Source organism: Aquipseudomonas alcaligenes (assembly GCF_003205495.1).
In the GTDB taxonomy this organism is placed as follows: domain Bacteria; phylum Pseudomonadota; class Gammaproteobacteria; order Pseudomonadales; family Pseudomonadaceae; genus Aquipseudomonas; species Aquipseudomonas alcaligenes_B.
Map to the genome: position 1 here is coordinate 406,176 of NZ_QJRX01000001.1, position 15,660 is coordinate 421,835.

General features: G+C 69.1%; 18 protein-coding genes and 1 pseudogene. 12 read left to right on the forward strand and 7 right to left on the reverse strand.

Features of this window, described 5'->3' with window-relative positions; all coding sequences use genetic code 11:
- Window positions 1-8 precede the first annotated feature (8 nt).
- The 4 genes from glmS (at window position 9) to DMO17_RS01910 (ending at window position 5,120) form a co-directional block, all read left to right on the forward strand.
- Entirely contained in the window at window positions 9-1,844 is a 1,836-nt protein-coding gene (gene glmS / locus DMO17_RS01895) for a glutamine--fructose-6-phosphate transaminase (isomerizing) (protein ID WP_110680611.1), read from the forward strand.
- A gap of 225 nt (window positions 1,845-2,069) precedes the next feature.
- Entirely contained in the window at window positions 2,070-2,576 is a 507-nt protein-coding gene (locus DMO17_RS01900) for a DUF3617 domain-containing protein (RefSeq protein WP_110680612.1), read from the forward strand.
- 49 nt (window positions 2,577-2,625) lie between these two features.
- Complete coding sequence (locus DMO17_RS01905) at window positions 2,626-3,192, forward strand: LemA family protein (RefSeq protein WP_110680613.1); 567 nt, start codon at window positions 2,626-2,628, stop codon at window positions 3,190-3,192.
- Window positions 3,193-3,194: 2 nt separating this feature from the next.
- Complete coding sequence (locus tag DMO17_RS01910; protein ID WP_110680614.1) at window positions 3,195-5,120, forward strand: DUF2207 domain-containing protein; 1,926 nt, start codon at window positions 3,195-3,197, stop codon at window positions 5,118-5,120.
- Between the two features lie 69 nt (window positions 5,121-5,189).
- Here DMO17_RS01910 and DMO17_RS01915 read toward each other — a convergent pair.
- The 4 genes and pseudogenes from DMO17_RS01915 to folE2 form a co-directional block, all read right to left on the reverse strand.
- Window positions 5,190-6,062 (reverse strand): annotated as a pseudogene (locus DMO17_RS01915) (metal ABC transporter substrate-binding protein).
- 9 nt (window positions 6,063-6,071) lie between these two features.
- Complete coding sequence (locus DMO17_RS01920; RefSeq protein ID WP_110680615.1) at window positions 6,072-6,932, reverse strand: metal ABC transporter permease; 861 nt, start codon at window positions 6,930-6,932, stop codon at window positions 6,072-6,074.
- Window positions 6,932-7,597: a metal ABC transporter ATP-binding protein gene (locus DMO17_RS01925; protein ID WP_110680616.1), complete on the reverse strand. Its 666-nt coding sequence runs from the start codon at window positions 7,595-7,597 to the stop codon at window positions 6,932-6,934. The genes DMO17_RS01920 and DMO17_RS01925 overlap by 1 nt, the downstream gene beginning before the upstream one ends.
- On the reverse strand, window positions 7,594-8,490 hold the full coding sequence (folE2, locus tag DMO17_RS01930) for a GTP cyclohydrolase FolE2 (RefSeq protein ID WP_110680617.1): 897 nt from the start codon (window positions 8,488-8,490) through the stop codon (window positions 7,594-7,596). Before folE2 ends, DMO17_RS01925 begins: the two co-directional genes overlap by 4 nt.
- Before the next feature lie 85 nt (window positions 8,491-8,575).
- Between folE2 and dksA the strand changes: the two genes are divergently transcribed.
- From dksA to DMO17_RS01945, 3 genes are read left to right on the forward strand one after another with little or no spacing between them, the layout of a single operon-like run.
- Window positions 8,576-8,998 (forward strand): RNA polymerase-binding protein DksA, encoded by a 423-nt coding sequence (gene dksA / locus DMO17_RS01935; protein ID WP_076424528.1) that lies wholly within the window; start codon window positions 8,576-8,578, stop codon window positions 8,996-8,998.
- Window positions 8,991-10,196: a zinc metallochaperone GTPase ZigA gene (gene zigA / locus DMO17_RS01940; RefSeq protein ID WP_110680618.1), complete on the forward strand. Its 1,206-nt coding sequence runs from the start codon at window positions 8,991-8,993 to the stop codon at window positions 10,194-10,196. Before dksA ends, zigA begins: the two co-directional genes overlap by 8 nt.
- Window positions 10,196-10,837: a DUF1826 domain-containing protein gene (locus tag DMO17_RS01945; RefSeq protein WP_110680619.1), complete on the forward strand. Its 642-nt coding sequence runs from the start codon at window positions 10,196-10,198 to the stop codon at window positions 10,835-10,837. The genes zigA and DMO17_RS01945 overlap by 1 nt, the downstream gene beginning before the upstream one ends.
- Here the strand turns inward: DMO17_RS01945 and DMO17_RS01950 are convergent.
- On the reverse strand, window positions 10,834-11,187 hold the full coding sequence (locus DMO17_RS01950) for an NADH:ubiquinone oxidoreductase (RefSeq protein WP_110680620.1): 354 nt from the start codon (window positions 11,185-11,187) through the stop codon (window positions 10,834-10,836). The two genes, DMO17_RS01945 and DMO17_RS01950, sit on opposite strands and share 4 nt — an antisense overlap.
- Before the next feature lie 70 nt (window positions 11,188-11,257).
- Here DMO17_RS01950 and DMO17_RS01955 point away from each other — a divergent pair, with 70 nt between their 5' ends.
- Window positions 11,258-12,223, forward strand: coding sequence for a CobW family GTP-binding protein (locus DMO17_RS01955; RefSeq protein WP_110680621.1), 966 nt, complete (start codon window positions 11,258-11,260; stop codon window positions 12,221-12,223).
- On the opposite strand, the gene DMO17_RS01960 is transcribed toward DMO17_RS01955, so the two are convergent.
- A complete protein-coding gene (locus DMO17_RS01960) occupies window positions 12,220-12,555 on the reverse strand; it encodes a hypothetical protein (RefSeq protein ID WP_110680622.1) in 336 nt (111 codons plus the stop codon). The two genes, DMO17_RS01955 and DMO17_RS01960, sit on opposite strands and share 4 nt — an antisense overlap.
- Window positions 12,556-12,733: 178 nt before the next feature.
- Here DMO17_RS01960 and DMO17_RS01965 point away from each other — a divergent pair, with 178 nt between their 5' ends.
- Genes DMO17_RS01965 through blaOXA form a run of 3 tightly spaced genes read left to right on the forward strand, consistent with a single transcriptional unit; the run spans window position 12,734 to window position 14,761 of the window.
- Entirely contained in the window at window positions 12,734-13,615 is an 882-nt protein-coding gene (locus DMO17_RS01965; protein ID WP_110680623.1) for an alpha/beta fold hydrolase, read from the forward strand.
- Window position 13,616: 1 nt separating this feature from the next.
- Window positions 13,617-13,982 (forward strand): DUF7079 family protein, encoded by a 366-nt coding sequence (locus DMO17_RS01970; RefSeq protein ID WP_110680624.1) that lies wholly within the window; start codon window positions 13,617-13,619, stop codon window positions 13,980-13,982.
- Window positions 13,979-14,761 carry a class D beta-lactamase gene (blaOXA, locus tag DMO17_RS01975; protein ID WP_110680625.1) on the forward strand — a complete coding sequence of 261 codons (783 nt, stop codon included), beginning with the start codon at window positions 13,979-13,981 and terminating at the stop codon, window positions 14,759-14,761. The genes DMO17_RS01970 and blaOXA overlap by 4 nt, the downstream gene beginning before the upstream one ends.
- Here blaOXA and DMO17_RS01980 read toward each other — a convergent pair.
- On the reverse strand, window positions 14,758-15,162 hold the full coding sequence (locus DMO17_RS01980; protein ID WP_110680626.1) for a DUF3301 domain-containing protein: 405 nt from the start codon (window positions 15,160-15,162) through the stop codon (window positions 14,758-14,760). The two genes, blaOXA and DMO17_RS01980, sit on opposite strands and share 4 nt — an antisense overlap.
- Window positions 15,163-15,283: 121 nt before the next feature.
- On the opposite strand from DMO17_RS01980, the gene DMO17_RS19655 reads away from it, so the two are divergent.
- A complete protein-coding gene (locus DMO17_RS19655) occupies window positions 15,284-15,646 on the forward strand; it encodes a DUF2946 family protein (RefSeq protein WP_181418713.1) in 363 nt (120 codons plus the stop codon).
- Window positions 15,647-15,660: the final 14 nt, after the last annotated feature.

The following is a 15,660-nucleotide window of genomic DNA, read 5'->3' on the forward strand; positions in this document are numbered from 1 at the left end:
GAACCCCTATGTGTGGCATCGTTGGCGCCGTCGCCGAACGCAACATCACCCCGATCCTGGTCGAAGGCCTCAAGCGCCTGGAGTACCGCGGCTATGACAGTGCCGGTGTGGCGGTCTTCACCCAGGCCGGTACGCTTTCGCGTTGCCGCCGCGTGGGCAAGGTCGCCGAGCTGGAGCAGGCCCTGGCCGCTGAGCCGTTGACCGGCCACCTGGGCATCGCCCATACCCGCTGGGCCACCCACGGCGCGCCGAGCGAGCGCAACGCCCACCCGCATTTCTCCGGTGAGCAACTGGCCGTGGTGCACAACGGCATCATCGAGAACCATGAGGAGCTGCGCGAGCGCCTCAAGGGCCTCGGCTACGTCTTCACCTCCGACACCGACACCGAGGCCATCGTCCACCTGTTGCAGCACAAGCTGCAGCAGCTCGGCGACCTCACCGCTGCGCTCAAGGAAGCCATTCCTGAGCTACACGGCGCCTACGGTCTGGCGGTCATCAGCGCGGCGCAGCCGGACCGCATCCTTGCCGCCCGCAGCGGCAGCCCGTTGGTGATCGGCTTAGGGCTCGGCGAGAACTTCCTCGCCTCCGATCAGCTCGCTTTGAGACAAGTAACGGACCGTTTCATGTACCTGGAGGAGGGCGATATCGCCGAAATCCGCCGCGACAGCGTGCAGATCTGGGACGTCGCCGGCCAGCCGGTACAGCGTGAGTCGGTGCAGTACCACGAAGGCGCCGAGGCCGCCGACAAGGGCGAGTACCGCCACTTCATGCTCAAGGAAATCCACGAGCAGCCCCAGGTCGTGCAGCGCACCCTGGAAGGCCGCCTGGGCGGCGACCACGTGCTGGTCCAGGCCTTCGGCCCGCAGGCCGCCGAACTGTTCGCCAAGGTGCGCAACGTGCAGATCGTCGCCTGCGGTACCAGCTACCACGCTGGCATGGTCGCCCGTTACTGGCTGGAGGCGTTGACCGGCATTCCCTGCCAGATCGAAGTGGCCAGCGAGTTCCGCTACCGCCAGGTGGCGGTGCAGCCGGACAGCCTGTTCATCACCATCTCCCAATCCGGCGAGACCGCCGACACCCTGGCCGCCCTGCGCAATGCGAAACAGGCCGGCTACCTGGCCAGCCTGACCATCTGTAATGTCGACACCAGCTCCCTGGTGCGTGAATCCGACCTGTGCCTGCTGACTCAGGCCGGCCCGGAAATCGGCGTCGCCTCGACCAAGGCCTTCACCACCCAGCTGGTCTCTCTGCTGCTGCTGACCCTGGCCCTCGGCCAGGTGCGCGGCACCCTGCAAGCCGGTGTTGCCGCCGAGCTGGTGGAAGAACTGCGCCGCCTGCCGACCCGCCTGGGCGAGGCGCTGGCGATGGACAAGACGGTGGAGAAGGTCGCCGAGCTGTTCGCCGAGAAGCACCACACCCTGTTCCTCGGCCGCGGTGCCCAGTACCCGGTGGCCATGGAAGGGGCGCTCAAGCTCAAGGAAATCTCCTACATCCACGCCGAGGCCTACCCGGCCGGCGAACTCAAGCACGGCCCGCTGGCCCTGGTCGACGCCGACATGCCGGTGGTCACCGTGGCGCCGAACAACGAGCTGCTGGAAAAGCTCAAGTCCAACCTGCAGGAAGTCCGCGCCCGTGGCGGGCAGCTGATCGTCTTCGCTGACGGCGCCGCCGGCTTGGGCAATGGCGAAGGCACGCATGTCATCAACATGCCGCACATCCACGACGTGCTGGCGCCGATTCTCTACACCTTGCCGCTGCAGCTGCTGTCCTACTACGTGGCCGTGCTCAAGGGCACCGATGTGGACCAACCGCGCAACCTGGCCAAGTCGGTAACGGTGGAATAATTAGAGAGCAAAAAGAAAAAGCGGGCTATTAGCCCGCTTTTTTACTTGTCTTGCTGAATCTATTGGACCAGATCCGGCATGTGCGAATGGGGTAGAGCCATGAGGCTCTTGCCAGGCCGAGTGAGCGAGGTATTTGTTCGCTGGCTGGGGCTAGAGCGGGCCTATGGCTGTTGCCTCCAGAGTCTCTAAGCTCTGTGAGTCAGCCATCTCTCGAGGAGCCAGACCATGTTCACTACACCGCGCGCCATGTTGCTAGGTCTCTGTCTGCTGCCAGCCCTGGCCGGCGCGGAGCCGCGTGCCGGCCTGTGGGAGTTCACCAGCCAGATGCAGCAGGACGGCCAGGCCATGCCGGACATGCAGCAGATGCTCGAGCAATTGCAGAAGTTGCCGCCCGAGCAGCGCCAGATGATGGAACAGATGTTGGCCCAGCAGGGCGTCAAGCTGGGCGGCGGAGGGGTGCAGCTGTGCCTCAGCGAGGCGAGCGCCAAGGCCCGTGACATCCCCCTGCAGGACCCCGATTCGGGTTGTACCCAGGAGATCACCGAGCGCAGCGCCGAGGTGTGGAAGTTCCGCTTCAAGTGTCCCAATGGCGAGGGCGAAGGTGAGACCCGTTTCGACGGCGATACGGCCTTCACCACCACGCTCAATGGCGTCTACGACGGCCAGCAGAGCAGCATGCACAGCCAGGCGCGCTGGCTCGGCGTGGACTGCGGCGGGCTGCCCGCCCGCTGAGCGTCGCTGGCGGGTACACTGCCCGCTGGGCAACGGCAGGGGGCAGGGAATGCAGGGGCTGGGACTTGGGTTGGCGCTGGTGCTGGCGGCGCTGGTGCTGCTGGCGGTGATCTATTGCTACAACCGTCTGGTGTTCAACCGCGCACGGGTGGCCGAGGCCTGGAGCGGCATCGAGGTGCAGCTCAAGCGCCGCTCCAGTCTGATTCCGCAGCTGGTCGCCTGTCTCAAGGCGTACATGGCCCATGAGCGAGATACCCTCGAAGAGCTGGTCATCCGGCGTGGCGAAGCGCAGGCCCACGAGACCGATGGCGCCGCCGGCCGCGGTCCGGTCGAAGGCCAGCTATCGGCAGCCCTGCAGCGCGCCTTCGCCTTGGTCGAGGGCTACCCGGAGCTCAAGGCCGATGCGGTGTTCCTCGACCTGCAGCGCAACCTCAGCGAGGTCGAGGAGCATATCCAGATGGCTCGCCGCTACTACAACGGCGCCGTGCGCGAGCTCAACGTGCTGGTCGAATCGGTGCCGAGCAACCTGGTGGCGCGCGCCTTCGCGTTCCGCTGCGCCGCCTATTTCGCCCTGGACGACGCCCGCGACGGGCAATCACCGGAAATGGAGTTCTGAACATGCCGGGATGGCTGAAACCCCTGCTGCTGTTGTGTGCTCTGCTGCCTGGCGTGACGCTGGCGCGGGAAGTGATCGAGGATTTCGCAGTCGAGCTGCAGGTTCGCAACGATGGCCTGCTGGATGTGACCGAGCGCATCACCGTGCAGGCCGAGGGCGACAGGATCCAGCGTGGCATCTATCGCGACATTCCGGTGACCTATCGCCTGCCCGGTGGCCTGCTGCGCAAGACGCCGATCGACCTGCTGAGCGCCACCCGCGACGGTGAAGCCGAGTCGGTACGCCGCGAGACCCAGGGTGCCTACCAGCGCTTCTACCTCGGTTCGCCGCATATCCTGCTGGAGCCGGGGCGTTATGTGTATGAACTGCGCTATCGGGTCGATCCGCAACTGCTGCAGCGGCCGGACGAGGACGAGCTGTACTGGAACGTCACCGGCAACGCCTGGGCGTTCCCGATCCTGCAGGCATCGGCGCGTGTAGAACTGCCGGAGGGGGCGAGGATCGGCCGCGTCTCAGGGTACACCGGTGCCAGTGGCGAGCAGGGCGTGGGCTACCAGGTGCTGGAGCAGACCGAGAATTCGCTGCTGCTGGAGACTACCGTTGTGTTGCCGCCGCAACAGGGTTTCACCCTGGCCGTGGACTGGCAGGCCGGCATCGTCGAGCGGCCCGGCCTGTTGCAGCGCAGCCTGCGCCTGCTGTTCGACAACGCCGGCCTGACCCTGGGTGCCGTGCTCTGGCTGGCCCTGCTCGTTTACTACCTGCGCACCTGGCGACGCGTGGGGCGCGACCCGCGCAAGGGCCTGCATATCGTGCGTTTCGAGGCTCCCGATGATCTCAGCCCGACGCAGGTGGGCTATCTCTGGCATCGCGGCTTTCGCGGTGCCTTCAACGATGCCCGCGCGCTGGCGATCTGCTTCACCGACTGGGCGATCCACGGTCTGATTCGCCTGGAGGACCGGCCAGGTGGCGACGGTTTCGTTCTGCAGCCCGGCCGCAAACCGGCGGAATCGGCACGTGTGGGCGAGATCGAATGGCTCCGCCGCCTGTTCCCGCTGAACAACTCCGCGCCCCTGGAATTGGGCAGTCGCTACCAGCCGCGCCTGGCCGAGATGAAGACGCGCATGTTCGACAGCCTGCAGACGGTGGGGGTGCTGTGGCACGCCAACAACCGTGGGGCCTGGGCCACCGGCCTGGCCATCGCCGTGCCCGGCCTGTTGCTCGCTGTGCTGACCGGGCTGGAGGGCGAAGAGCAATGGGGCTTGGCCATCGCCGGCATGGTCTTCAGCCTGGGCTTCGGCATACCGGCGGCGGTGGTGCTGACGCTGGCGATGCGTGAGGCGGGCTACGGCAAACGGATTGGCTTGGTGGTAGTGGCACTGCTGTTCGGCTTCCCGGTGCCGATTGGCCTGTGGATGCTGCTGTCTGCCTGCTCGCTGCCGGTCATGCTGCTGGTGATCGCCTACCTGTTGCTGGTGGGGTTGTTCTACCGCTGGCTGGAGGCGCCTTCGGTGAAGGGGCAGCAGTTGCTGGATGCCGCGGCCGGCTACCGTGACTACCTGCAACTGGCCGAGAGCGAGGTACTGGCGCGCGCGGCCGAAGCGCCGGCGATGAGCATCGAGCTGTACGAACGCCACCTGCCGTACGCCATGGCGCTGGGCGTGGAGGCACAGTGGAGCGCGCGTTTCGCCGCCGCGCTGGAAGCCGGCCTGATCGATCCCAGCCGGCACGAGTACCGACCGGGCTGGTACGCCGCGCGTGAGCGCTTCAGCTCGCCGACCGCCTTCAGCGGCGCCCTGAGTTCGAGCCTGGCCAGTGCCAGTGCCAGCGCCTCGACGCCGCCGGCCAGCTCATCCTCGTCCTCCGGCGGCTCCTCAGGCGGAGGTTCCTCGGGGGGTGGCAGTGGCGGCGGCGGTGGTGGTGGCTGGTAGGGTAGCTGTGCCTCGCTACGCAGCCGTTCGACCAGCTCGGGCAGCGGGCGGCTGTCGCCAGCCAGAGGTTCATGGTGCGAGCGCGGTCAGCAGGGTATCGAGGTTGTGCTGGAGCATGCCCAGGTAGGTGCTGGCCGGCCCCTGGCTGGCCAGGGCATCGGAATACAGGGTGCCGCCGACGCGGGCACCGGCCTCGTCGGCAATCTGCTGCAGCAGGCGCGGGTCGCGGATGTTTTCCACGAACACGGCGCGCACGCCTTCGCTGCGCAGCTGACGGATCAGCGCGGCGACTTCGGCGGCAGACGGCTCGTCATGGGTGGACAGGCCCTGCGGCGCGATGAACTGCAGCTGCCAGGCCTGGCCCAGATAGCCGAAGGCATCGTGGCTGGTCACCACCTTGCGCTGGCTGGCCGGCAGGCTGGCCAGACGTGTGTTGGCCTGTTTGAGCAGCGCATGCAGCTTGGCCAGGTAGGCGTCGCGGTTGGCGGCGTAGGCGTCGGCATGCGCAGGGTCGAGCTGGCTGAGCGCCTGGGTGATGTTGCGCACGTAGATCTCGGCATTGCTCAGGCTCTGCCAGGCGTGCGGGTCGGCGACTTTCTCGCCGTCCTCCTCCAGCCACAGCGGCAGCACGCCCTGGCTGGCGTCGATGCGCCGGCCGCGCGCTTCGCTGCTGGCCAGCAGGCGTTCCAGCCAGGGCTCGAAGCCCAGGCCGTTGGCGATGATCAGGTCGGCCTGCAGCAGTGTGCGCGCATGTTCCGGGCTGGGCTCGAAGACGTGGGCGTCTTCGTCGGGCCCGACCAGGTTGGTCAGAACAATGTGCTCACCGCCAACGGCGCGGGTCAGGTCGGCGAGGATGCTGAAGCTGGTGACCACCTACGGCTTGTCGGCGGCGGACAGTGACAACGGCAGGAGCAAAGCGATCAGGGCGAGCAGGGCGCGCATGGGTTTTCCTCAGGGCGATGTGGGTAAGGGAGCCGGGCGCCAGAGACCGTGAACCGGCCCGGCGATCACCGAGATCAGGTAGGCCAGCCCGGCCAGCAGGACGATGCAGGGTCCGCTCGGCAGGCCGGCGTGGTACGACAGCAGCAGGCCGAGCCAGACGCTGGCGGCGCCGATCAGCGCGGCGAGCAGCAGCAGGTGCGGCAGGTGGCGGCTCCAGAAGCGCGCGGCGGCGGCCGGCAGCATCATCAGGCCGACCACCATCAGGGCGCCGATGGCCTGGAAGCCCATCACCAGGTTCAGCACCACCAGGGCCAGGAACAGGCCGTGCACCAGCGGGCCGATGCGGCTGACGCTGCGCAGGAACAGCGGGTCGAGGCTGTCCAGCGCCAGCGGGCGGTAGATCAGCAACAGCACGATCAGGCTGATGGCCGCCACGCTGAGCATGCCGTGCAGGGTGGGCAGGTCTACCGCCAGCGCCGAGCCGAACAGCAGGTGCATCAGGTCCAGCTTGCGCCCGGCCAGGCCGAGCAGCAGCACGCCGCTGGCCAGCGAGATGGGGTACAGGGCGGCCAGGCTGGTGTCCTCGCGCAGCCCGGTGCGACGCGTGACCCAGGCGGCCAGCATGGCCATGCCCAGGCCGGCGACCAGGCCACCGGCGGTCAGCGCCGGCAGGCTCAGGCCGAACAGCCAGAAGCCCAGCGCGGCGCCGGGCAGGATGCCGTGGGCGATGGCATCGCCAATCAGGCTCATGCGCCGCAGCATCAGGAACACGCCCAGCGGCGCGGCGCTGCAGGCCAGCGCCAGGCCGCCGAGCAGGGCGCGGCGCAGGAAGGCGAATTCGGCGAAGGGCTGCCATAGCGGCTCGAGCATCAGGCCACGCGCTCCAGACGCGCGCCGCGCAGTTCGCTGACCGGCGCCAGGATGCAGCCCTGTGCGGACACCAGCAGGGCATTGTCCTGCCAGTCGCTCAAATGGCCCACGGCGTGGCTGACCACCAGCAGCGTGCGGCCTTCGGCCTGCCACTGGCGCGCGCGTTGCCAGAACAGCGCCTGGCCTTCGGCATCCAGCGCCGCTTCCGGCTCATCGAGCAACAGCAGGCGGGCACCGGTCAGGTCGAGGCGGGCGAGCAGGGCGCGCTGCAGCTGGCCGCCGGACAGTGCTTCCAGCGGCAGTGCCTGCAGCCCGTTCAGCTGCCAGCGCTCCAGCGTCTGCTCCAGCCGGGCCCGTTGTGCGGCGCGCGAGTGCTTCTGCGACCACAGTCCGCCGGCCACCAGGGCGTCCAGGCGAATGGGAAACTGGCGGTCGAAGGCCTGCTGCTGGATCAGCACGCCGATGCCACCCTGGCGTGGCGCCTCCACCCGCACCCGGCCCGCCAGCGGCGCCTGCCAGCCGGCGATGACCTTGAGCAGGCTGCTCTTGCCGCAGCCGTTGTGGCCGATCACGGCGGTCAGGCTGCCGGCCGTCAGGTGCAGGTCCAGCGGTGGGGTCAGCGGGCGGCCGGGCGGCCCCCATTGCAGGCCCTCGCAGCGGATCATGCCGGCCGGCTCCACTGGCTGCGGGCCACGGCATCGTGGGCATGCAGGCTTTCGGCGTGTACCACTTCCAGGGCGAAGCCGAGCAGCCCGTCCTGCTCGCGCAGGGTTTGGTGCAGACGGCGCGCGGCGTCCTCGCAGAACATCAGGTTCTGCCCGTTGGCCAGGGCGAAGGCCTGTTCATCGGCGCGTTTGACCGCCGTCTGCAGGGCGGTGCCCAGGGCGGCCTCGGCGCTGTCCAGCCAGTGCAGCAGTGGCAGCTCCTGCAGGCTCGGGTCCAGGTGCAGCTGCAGGCGCGCCTCGCTGCGCTGGCTGTGCGGGGTGGCGAGGATGCCCTGTGAACTGCCCAGCCAGTCGATGATATCGGCATGATCGAGTGATTTGCCGGCAAAATAATCTACAAATCGCTGCTGAATCAGTTGCCGGGCCAGCGCCGCCGAGCACGGGCAGGTCGAGGAATAGCCCAGTGTCAGCTGCAGTTCCACGTGAAACCCCAGGTCATCCAGCCGGGTGTTGAGTGCCACGGGGTAGGCCTTCCAGCCGGCCAACGGGCTGACCAGTGCCGGGCGCTTGAGCAGCAGCTCGCCGCGCAGGTTGAGGTAGGCGCGTTGTGACAGGCCTGCGTGGCTGTCCAGGAACTGGCGCAGCACCCGCTGCACGGCCGTCAGGGTCAGCGGCTGGTGTTCCAGGGCTTCCAGTGCCAGGTACAGGCGCGACATGTGAATGCCCCGCGCGCTGGCATCATCCAGGCTGACCCCGGCGTCCACCCGGCAGGCCAGCGGCATGCCGGCCAGCTGCACGGGCAGGGCGATCTGCTGCATGCCGACGAAGTCCAGCGCGGGCTGCGCCTGGGCGCTGGTTTGCGCAGCGATATCGGGGAGAGTCAGGGCGTTCATCGGGAACCTGTGGCGGCGAGGGTGGTTGTTCAAAATGTTATGTTATAACAAAATAAAGCGACACCCCTGACGAGTCCACCCCGTGATCAGCGAAGCCGACCTGCTTGCCATGCCTGCCGACACCTACATGAACGAGGTGCAGCAGGCGTTCTTCCGCCAGCGCCTGCTGGAGCAGCGTGCCGAGCTGCAGCAGCGCATCGACGAGGAATTCGGCCAGCTGCGCGAGCAGCAGCCGGCCAGCGATCCGGCCGACCTGGGCAGCGCCGAGGAGCAGCGCCAGTGGCAGCTGCGCCTGCTGGAGCGGGAGAAGAAGCTGCTCGACAAGATCGACGAAGCGCTGGAGCGCCTGGCCCGCGGCGAGTACGGCTGGTGCAGCGAGACCGGCGAGCCGATCGGCCTGCGCCGTCTGCTGCTGCGGCCCACTGCCAGCCTGTGCATCGAGGCCAAGGAACGTCAGGAACAACGCGAACGCCATATCCGTGATGTGCGAGGAAACCCCAATGGATAACCGCTTACCCGTCACCGTGCTGTCGGGCTTTCTCGGCGCCGGCAAGAGCACCCTGCTCAACCATGTGCTGAAGAACCGCGACGGCCTGTGCGTGGCGCTGATCGTCAACGACATGAGTGAAATCAACATCGACGGCAGCGAAGTGCAGCGCGACGTCAGCCTCAACCGTGCCGACGAGAAGCTGGTGGAGATGAGCAACGGCTGCATCTGCTGCACCCTGCGCGAAGACCTGCTGGAGGAAGTGGCGCGGCTGGCCCGTGATGGTCGCTTCGACTACCTGCTGATCGAGTCCACCGGCATCAGCGAGCCGCTGCCGGTGGCCGAGACCTTCACCTTCCGCGACGAGCAGGGCCAGAGCCTGTCCGACCTGGCGCGCCTGGATACGCTGGTGACGGTGGTCGACGGGGTGAACTTCCTGCGCGATTTCCATGAGGCCGAGAGCCTGGCCAGTCGTGGCGAAACCCTCGGTGAGGAAGACGAGCGCTCGATCACCGACCTGCTGATCGAACAGGTGGAGTTCGCCGACGTCATCCTGATCAGCAAGACCGACCTGATCTCCAGCGCCGAGCGCGAGGAACTGATGGCCATCCTGCGTGGGCTCAACACCGAAGCCGAGATCGTGCCGATGGTGATGGGCCAGGCGCCGCTGGCGAAGATCCTCAACACCGGCAGCTTCGATTTCGACCGGGCTTCCCAGGCCCCCGGCTGGCTCAAGGAGCTGCGTGGCGAGCACGTGCCGGAGACCGAGGAGTACGGCATCGCCTCGACCGCCTACCAGGCGCGCCGGCCCTTCCACCCGGAGCGTTTCTTCGCCTTCCTCAGCCGCGAATGGGTCAATGGCCGTCTGCTGCGCTCCAAGGGCTACTTCTGGCTGGCCAGCAAGTACCAGGAGGCCGGCAGCTGGTCGCAGGCCGGCGGCCTGATGCGCCATGGCTATGCCGGGCGCTGGTGGCGCTTCGTGCCCAAGACGCAGTGGCCCGAGGACGAGGACGGTCTGCGCACCGTCATGAGCAAATGGAGCGCCGAGGTCGGCGACTGCCGCCAGGAGCTGGTGTTCATCGGCCAGAACATCGACTTCGCGCGCCTGCGCGCCGAGCTGGACGACTGCCTGCTGACCGACGCCGAAATGGCCGCCGGCCCCGAAGCCTGGCAACGCCTGCCCGACCCATTCGGCGCCTGGACCGAGGAGGCCGCCTGATGCTGGCGCTGCAGCTGCGACCGCCGCCCCGCGCGTGCCTGGGAGCCGAGCCCGAGGTGCTTGCCGAGGCGCTGCAGGAGGGCGTCAACCTGGCGGTCTGGCAGCGCCGTCTGCCAGCGCAGGTCGAGGACTTCGCGCGGGTGTTGCTGGCCCAGCCGCTGGAGGTCTCGGAGTCGGTGCAGATCGAGGTGGGCGCCGACGAGCAGCTGCGCCTGCCCGCGCTGCTGCGGGCGCAGGCCGATTTTCATGGCTATGACGCCTTCGTCGCCGATCTCACCTGGCTGGTCGAGGCCTTTGCCTGCCTGCTCGGTGCCCGGCGTATCGGCCTGCGCCTGCGCAGCCTGGACAAGCCGATGTGCCCGCGTTTCCACGTCGACCATGTGCCGCTGCGGCTGATCAGCACCTACGCCGGCGTGGCCAGCGAATGGCTGGAGGAAGGCGGCATGGACCGCCGCCGTCTCGGCGAGGCCCAGGCTGAACCGCGTGACGGCGAGCGCATCCAGCGTCTGCAGGCGGGCTGGGTGGCGCTGGCCAAGGGCGAGAAGTGGCCGGGTAACGAAGGCGCCGGGCTGATCCATCGCTCGCCGACACCGCCACCGGGCGAGCGCCGCTTGCTGCTGACCCTGGACTGGCTGGCCTAGCGCGCCATCCACACGCCCTTGCTCTGCTGCTCGCAGGCGGGCTTGAGGTAGCGGGCGTCGCTGGCCACGCCGTAGTAGTGGATGTCCTGCTGGTAGGGCGTGCCCTGCACCTTGGCGTTGCGGCACTCGCCGAAGGCGCCGGCCGGGCACTGCGCGGCGAAGCTGACCTCGACCTTCTGCCCCTTGAGCTGCGGCGCGCAGAAGCCTTCGCGGAACAGGTGGGCGGGGATGCTGCGGTTCTGCTGGCAGAGCTTCACTTCCACCTGCTTGCCTTCGGCATGCACCACGCAGGCCTCGGCCCAGGCCTGGCCGGCCAGGCTCAGCAACAGCAGGGCAAGCATCGCACGCATCGCATCTCTCCTCGAACAAAGCGGCGACTTTAGCCTTTCCCGCGGCCGCGTGAAACCGCACCATAGCGCCATGCTCGCGAATATCCCGACCCATCTCATCGCCGGCCCCCTGGGGGCTGGAAAGACCAGCCTGATCCGCCATCTGTTGGCGCACAAGCCGGCGCATGAGCGCTGGGCGGTGCTGATCAACGAGTTCGGCCAGATCGGCCTGGACCAGGCGCTGCTGAGCGGTGCCCACGACGGCGTGAGCCTGAGCGAGATCCCCGGTGGCTGCCTGTGCTGCGTTGCCGGCGCGCCTTTCCAGGTCGGCCTGGCCCGCCTGCTGCGCCAGGCCCGGCCGGATCGCCTGCTGATCGAGCCTTCCGGCCTGGGCCACCCCCTGGAATTGCTGCGCCAGCTGGGCCAGGCGCCCTGGGCCGGGGTGCTGGCCCTGCAGCCACCGGTACTGGTGCTGGACGCCGCCGCTCTGGCCGCCGGCCAGGCGCTGCCTGAGAGCCAGCAGGCGACCCTGGCGCTGGCCGGCCTGTTGCTGCTGAACAAGGCGGAGGCCCTGGACGAGGTGGCGCGCGCGCGGCTGCAGGCGCAGCTGCCGGCCGTGCCGCTGCGCTGGACCTGCCAGGGCGAGCTGGACTTCGCCGCGCTGCCCGGCAGTGCGCTGCGGGCGGCAGCGGCCGAGCAGGATGTGCCGCTGCCCGCGGGGCGGGCACCGTTGGCGCAGATCTGGCGCGACCCGCGCGAGCCGATCTGCCAGGTGCAGGCGCAGGCCGAGGGCTGGAGCATTGGCTGGCGCTTCCATCCGTCGCAGCGCTTCCAACTGGGGCGGGTGCAGGCCTGGCTGGCCGGCCTGCCCTGGCGGCGGGCCAAGCTGGTGCTGCACGGCGAGTCGGGCTGGCACTCGGCCAACGCCCTGGACGGTGGCGAGCTGCTCTGGCGAGAGAGCGAGTGGCGGCGTGATTCGCGGCTGGAGCTGATCTTCGCCTCCGCGCAGGAGGCGTCGGAACTACAGGAGGCCTTGCTGGCCTGCCGGCTGGGTTAGGTCGCCAGCAGCGCCTCGATGCCGGCACCGAGCAGTACCAGGCCCAGCAGGATGAGGCTGGCGCGGCGCATCAGTGGCGAGCGGCACAGGGCGATGAATCGGTTGTCCCGGGCCTCGGCCTGCTGCAGCCGGTAGCCGGATTCGTCGGGCGCCTCGCCGAGCAATTGCCAGGCCTGCTGTGCATCGTGCGCGTGTGGCAGCAGCAGGGCGTAGCGATGGCCGCGAGCCTCCTCGCCCAGGTCGCAGGCGATGGCCTCTATGCCGCGGCCTTCTAGGCGCTCGCGGAGAAAGTCGATATAGCCGCCGTTGTCGGAGGTACGCAGGTTCTGCAAGGGGAGGGTCCGGGTGCCTGGGGTGATGGGTGCAGATGGTAGCAGAGTGCCATGCCGGATTTCCGCAGCATGCTGCCGATCGCGCGGCCTTATCGGGAAGTATTCGGCGCCTGTGCCGGCCTGACTCGGCCGGGCGTCGTCGTTACACTGGCTGCAGTTTCCTGTCGTGGCCTCTTCCATGCACCTGCTTCCCTGGTCCCATCCCACTTCCGCCGGCTTCACCCTGAGTGGCTGGCACAGCCCGCCCTCGGGCAAGCCGCTGCTGCACTTCCTGCACGGTAACGGCTTCTGCGGGCGTACCTACGAGCCGATGCTGGCCGACCTGGCCGAGCACTTCGACCTGTGGCTGTGCGATGCCCAGGGCCATGGCGACAGCGAGCACGGCGGCCGTTTCCATGGCTGGAACCGCAGCGCCGAGCTGGCGGTGGAGGCCTTCGCGGCCGGCCGCGGGATCTTCGGCGAGGTGCCGTGCTTCGCCCTCGGCCACAGCTTCGGCGGGGTGCTGACCTGCCTGATCCTGGCCCGCCACCCCGAGCTGTTCGAGCGCGCCGTGCTGCTCGACCCGGTGCTGTTCAGCAAGCCGATGATCGGTGTAATGGCGCTGTCCGAGCTGGTCGGCCTGCACCGGCGCAACGTGATGGCGAAGAAGTCGGCCAGCCGCCGCCGGCACTGGCCGGATCGCGCCAGCGCCTTCGCCCTGCTGCAGGGCAAGGGCATCTTCCGCGGCTGGACCGATGCGGCGCTGCAGGCCTATGTCGACCATGCGCTGAAGGACAGCGCCGAGGGCGGCGTCGAGCTGAAGTGCCGGCCCAGCCGCGAGGTGGACATCTTCAGCTCCTTCCCGCGGCGCCTGTGGCCGTCGCTGGCGCGCATCGCCACGCCGAGCCTGCTGCTCTACGGCGATAAGACCTACCCCTTCGTCGGCCAGTCGGCGCGGCGCCTGGCCGCGCTCAATGCCGCGGTGAGCATCGCCGAGGTGGCCGGCGGGCACTGCTTCATGCAGGAGCAGCCCGAGGCCGCCGCCGCACGGGTCCTGGCCTTCCTCCTGCCCGGAGCCTGAGATGGGCGCCAGTCGCGAGGATGTCTGGCTGGCGCTGTCCGAGCTGTGGCTGGACAGCGAGCCGGGGCCCGTCGGCCTCGCGCACATCGTCCGCGTGCTGCGGGCCAGCGGCCTGTCACGCCAGGAGCTGCAGCACATCTTCCACTGCGAGGTGGCGCCGGCGGTCTGGCTCAACGCCTGGAGCGCGGCCGGGGTGTGGAGTGGCTTCGCCCCACAGTGGCTGTTCGCCGAATGCCGACGCAACCAGGCGCGCGGCCGCCTGCACCGCTGTCGCTGCCGCCTGCTGCGCCGGCCCATGACCTACGCCTGTCGCGCCGAGTGGCGTGCCATCCTGGCGCAGCTGGACAACCCCGAGGAACGCCCATGAAGCATCTGCTCCTGAGCCTGTTGCTGAGCCTGTGCGCCACCGCCCGTGCCGCCCCGCTGGAGGAAGTCCCGGCCCTGGCGCCGCTGTTCGCGGCGGCCGGGGTCGACGCCACCTTCGTGCTGCACGACGTCGCCAGCGGCGGCCTGCGCGGCTACAACGCGCCGCGCGCCGCGACGCGCTTCGTGCCAGCCTCGACCTTCAAGATCGCCAACAGCCTGATCGGCCTGGACAGCGGCGCGGTGGCCAGCGTCGACGAGCTGTTCCGCTACGACGGCCAGCCGCGCATGCTCGACAGCTGGGAGCGTGACATGGGCCTGCGCGAGGCGATCAGGGTCTCCAACGTGCCGGTCTACCAGGAGCTGGCGCGGCGCATCGGCCTGGCGCGCATGCGCAGCCAGGTGGCAGCGCTGCAGTACGGCAACGGCGAGATCGGCGCGGTGGTGGACCGCTTCTGGCTGGACGGCCCGCTGGCGATCAGCGCGCTGGAGCAGACGCGCTTCCTCGCCCGCTTGGCGCAGGGTCACCTGCCGCTGCCCGCGGCGGTGCAGGCGCAGGTGCGCGAGATCTGCCTGCTGGAACAGGGACCGGGCTGGAAGCTGTACGGCAAGACCGGCTGGGGCACTGCGCGCGAGCCGGGTATCGGCTGGTGGGTCGGCTGGCTGGAACAGGACGGTCGGCTGTACAGCTTCGCCCTGAACATGGACATGCGCGGCGAGCAGGACCTGCCGCGTCGCATCGAGCTGGGCAAGGCCAGCCTGCGCGCGCTCGGGCTGCTCTAGTCGACCCGGCGCTGCTCGTCGCCCTTCGGATGCTCGCGGCGCCAGTCGTCCAGGCGGATCACCTTGGCGTCATCGGCCCCCGCCGCGTGGAAGGGATGCGCATCCAGCTCGATGCGCCCGGGACGCTGGCCGAACATCTGCACCGTGCCGCGCAGGCGCTGCTCGCCGGTGACGGTGAATTCGAAGTCGTAGAGGCGCGCCAGGCGACGCTGGCCGCGGGCATCGCGCACCAGCTGCAGGCGGCGCAGGGCGACGTTGCCGTCCAGCAGTTCCACGTCCAGGCGCGCACAGTGCTGCTTGGCCAGCAGCAGGGCGCGCTCGCGAATGCCATGGCCGCGCCACAGCCAGGCGCAGGCGGCGGCGAACAGCATCAGCAACAGCACATCCAGCAGGTCGATCATGGCGGCTCCGGCAGTCCCTCGGGCAAGCTTAACCGATCCGCGCCGGCGCGGCCTGTCGCCGAGCCACCCGGTAGCGGCTATGCTTGCCGGCGGCGCCCCCGCCCGCCCGGATAGCCCGCCCTTGTCCTCGACCCGCCATCTCCAGAACACCGCGCGCCTGGCCCTGCTGGCCATGTTCCTGCTGCTGGCCGCGCCGCTGTTCTCGCAGGCCGTGGGGGCCAGCGCCGTGCCGGCGTGGATGAGCGAGATGGCCTGCGGCGACGGTGGCCACGAGCCCCTGGGCCACGATGCGCCGCTGTGGGCGCAGTGCGGCTACTGCACATTGCTGCTGTCCAGCCCGGCGCTGCCCGGCGCCCCGGCCATGGCCGCGAGCAATGTGCTGCCGGCGGTGGGCGCCGGGTTGCCTGGCGCGCCGCACGCCTCGCGCGGGCGCCTGGCCGCGCACGACGCGCCGCCGCGCGCGCCGCCGCTCCGCTCCGTCTGATCTTCGTCACCCGA

Coding starts and splice junctions, on each gene's coding strand:
- DMO17_RS01900 (WP_110680612.1), top strand. CDS start 2,070: ATGTTCACTACACCGCGCGCCATGTTGCTAGGTCTCTGTCTGCTGCCA.
- blaOXA (WP_110680625.1), top strand. CDS start 13,979: ATGAAGCATCTGCTCCTGAGCCTGTTGCTGAGCCTGTGCGCCACCGCC.
- folE2 (WP_110680617.1), bottom strand. CDS start 8,490: ATGAACGCCCTGACTCTCCCCGATATCGCTGCGCAAACCAGCGCCCAG.
- DMO17_RS01910 (WP_110680614.1), top strand. CDS start 3,195: ATGCCGGGATGGCTGAAACCCCTGCTGCTGTTGTGTGCTCTGCTGCCT.
- DMO17_RS01950 (WP_110680620.1), bottom strand. CDS start 11,187: ATGCGTGCGATGCTTGCCCTGCTGTTGCTGAGCCTGGCCGGCCAGGCC.
- DMO17_RS01965 (WP_110680623.1), top strand. CDS start 12,734: ATGCACCTGCTTCCCTGGTCCCATCCCACTTCCGCCGGCTTCACCCTG.
- DMO17_RS01945 (WP_110680619.1), top strand. CDS start 10,196: ATGCTGGCGCTGCAGCTGCGACCGCCGCCCCGCGCGTGCCTGGGAGCC.
- DMO17_RS01955 (WP_110680621.1), top strand. CDS start 11,258: ATGCTCGCGAATATCCCGACCCATCTCATCGCCGGCCCCCTGGGGGCT.
- DMO17_RS01925 (WP_110680616.1), bottom strand. CDS start 7,597: ATGATCCGCTGCGAGGGCCTGCAATGGGGGCCGCCCGGCCGCCCGCTG.
- DMO17_RS01920 (WP_110680615.1), bottom strand. CDS start 6,932: ATGCTCGAGCCGCTATGGCAGCCCTTCGCCGAATTCGCCTTCCTGCGC.
- glmS (WP_110680611.1), top strand. CDS start 9: ATGTGTGGCATCGTTGGCGCCGTCGCCGAACGCAACATCACCCCGATC.
- DMO17_RS01905 (WP_110680613.1), top strand. CDS start 2,626: ATGCAGGGGCTGGGACTTGGGTTGGCGCTGGTGCTGGCGGCGCTGGTG.
- zigA (WP_110680618.1), top strand. CDS start 8,991: ATGGATAACCGCTTACCCGTCACCGTGCTGTCGGGCTTTCTCGGCGCC.
- DMO17_RS01970 (WP_110680624.1), top strand. CDS start 13,617: ATGGGCGCCAGTCGCGAGGATGTCTGGCTGGCGCTGTCCGAGCTGTGG.
- DMO17_RS01980 (WP_110680626.1), bottom strand. CDS start 15,162: ATGATCGACCTGCTGGATGTGCTGTTGCTGATGCTGTTCGCCGCCGCC.